Raw genomic sequence first — 1368 nt, 5'->3', positions numbered from 1 at the left:
CCTGAATTATTGAATAACACTTTTAGCAGCTCACCGAACTAACAATTCTTATAGTAGGTTGAGACGTCTCCGGTACGTTACCACGCCGGTAAAGCATGATTGTGCTTTATGAGGAGGTCTATTTTGATAGACAATTTGGGTGGTACCGCGGAAAGCTTTCGTCCCTATTGCAGGGAATGAGGGCTTTTTTTATACTCAAAAGAGCCATAGTCATTTCTTGGAACAAATTCGTAAAAAGCTAAATTGAGATTGCTTTCACTTGACAAATAGAAAGAAATATTGCCTAAAAGCGAATAAAAAAGCAGATTTTACCGTAAATGTATCATTTTAGCTTGAATATAGGTTTAGTTTTGCCTTAAAAAAAGGTAGAATAAGATTATTACAAAAAATGGAGGAAAGATAGAAACCATGACAGCAATTATTGAATTTAAGCATGTTGAAAAATACTACGGAAAACTTCATGCATTGAAAGATATTAACTTGAAAATTGATGAAGGCCAAGTGGTTTCAATTATTGGTCCATCAGGCTCTGGTAAGAGTACTTTAATTAGAACAATGAACGGCTTAGAACCAATCAACAGTGGGCAACTTATTGTGACTGGTCATGACTTAGCCGATAAAAAGACAGACATTAACAAGATTCGTAAGAATGTCGGCATGGTGTTCCAACACTTCAATCTTTACAACAACCACACTGTACTTGAAAATGTTATGCTCGCTCCTAAGATCGTTTTGAAGCGTCCTGACGACGAAAACCGTAAGATCGCCATGCAATACCTTGAAAGAGTTGGTATGGCTGACAAGATCAATTCTTACCCACGTCAATTGTCAGGTGGTCAACAACAACGTGTTGCCATCGCTAGATCACTTGCCATGGACCCAAAGGTTATTTTGTTCGACGAACCAACTAGTGCCTTGGACCCAGAAATGATCGAAGATGTTCTTGAAGTTATGCGCTATGTTGCTGAACAAGGTATCACTATGGTTGTGGTTACTCACGAAATGGGCTTTGCTAGAAAAGTAAGTAATCGTTTGATCTTCTTTGATCAAGGTCACATTTTGGAAGACCGTGATCCAGGTGAATTCTTCGATCATCCAAATACTGAACGTGCACGTCAATTCTTAAGTAAAATTATTTCTAAAGACTAAGGTGGCGCGCCATGAAAAAATTAAGAAAATATCTTTTCTTACCTTTACTAGTGCTGCTGGCTTTCACTTTATCAGCCTGTGGCCATAAGGATCAGAATGTTTACCAAAAGGTAGAAGCAAATAAGCATATTGTTTGGGGCGTTAGAGCAGATACCAGATTGTTTGGTTTGACCAACGTTAAGACCGGTAAGATTGAAGGTTTTGAAATGGACCTGGCTA

1 protein-coding gene and 1 pseudogene are annotated in these 1368 nt (G+C 38.3%); both read left to right on the top strand.

Annotation, left to right across the window (positions count from 1 at the left end; translation table 11 throughout):
- Nucleotides 1-408 precede the first annotated feature (408 nt).
- On the top strand, nucleotides 409-1149 hold the full coding sequence (locus tag WS44_RS09330) for an amino acid ABC transporter ATP-binding protein (RefSeq protein WP_046434104.1): 741 nt from the start codon (nucleotides 409-411) through the stop codon (nucleotides 1147-1149).
- An 11-nt stretch (nucleotides 1150-1160) separates the two neighbouring features.
- Nucleotides 1161-1368: pseudogene (locus WS44_RS09325) on the top strand (glutamine ABC transporter substrate-binding protein); the annotation flags it as partial.

This window comes from Lactobacillus sp. N54.MGS-719, from assembly GCF_000980505.1.
Taxonomy (GTDB): Bacteria; Bacillota; Bacilli; order Lactobacillales; family Lactobacillaceae; genus Lactobacillus; species Lactobacillus amylovorus.
Note: the sequence above shows the minus strand (reverse complement) of the source record. Positions and strands in the feature narration are given on the sequence as shown.

Excerpts from the sequence above, each read along its gene's own strand:
- WS44_RS09330 (WP_046434104.1), top strand. The coding sequence starts at position 409 with ATGACAGCAATTATTGAATTTAAGCATGTTGAAAAATACTACGGAAAA.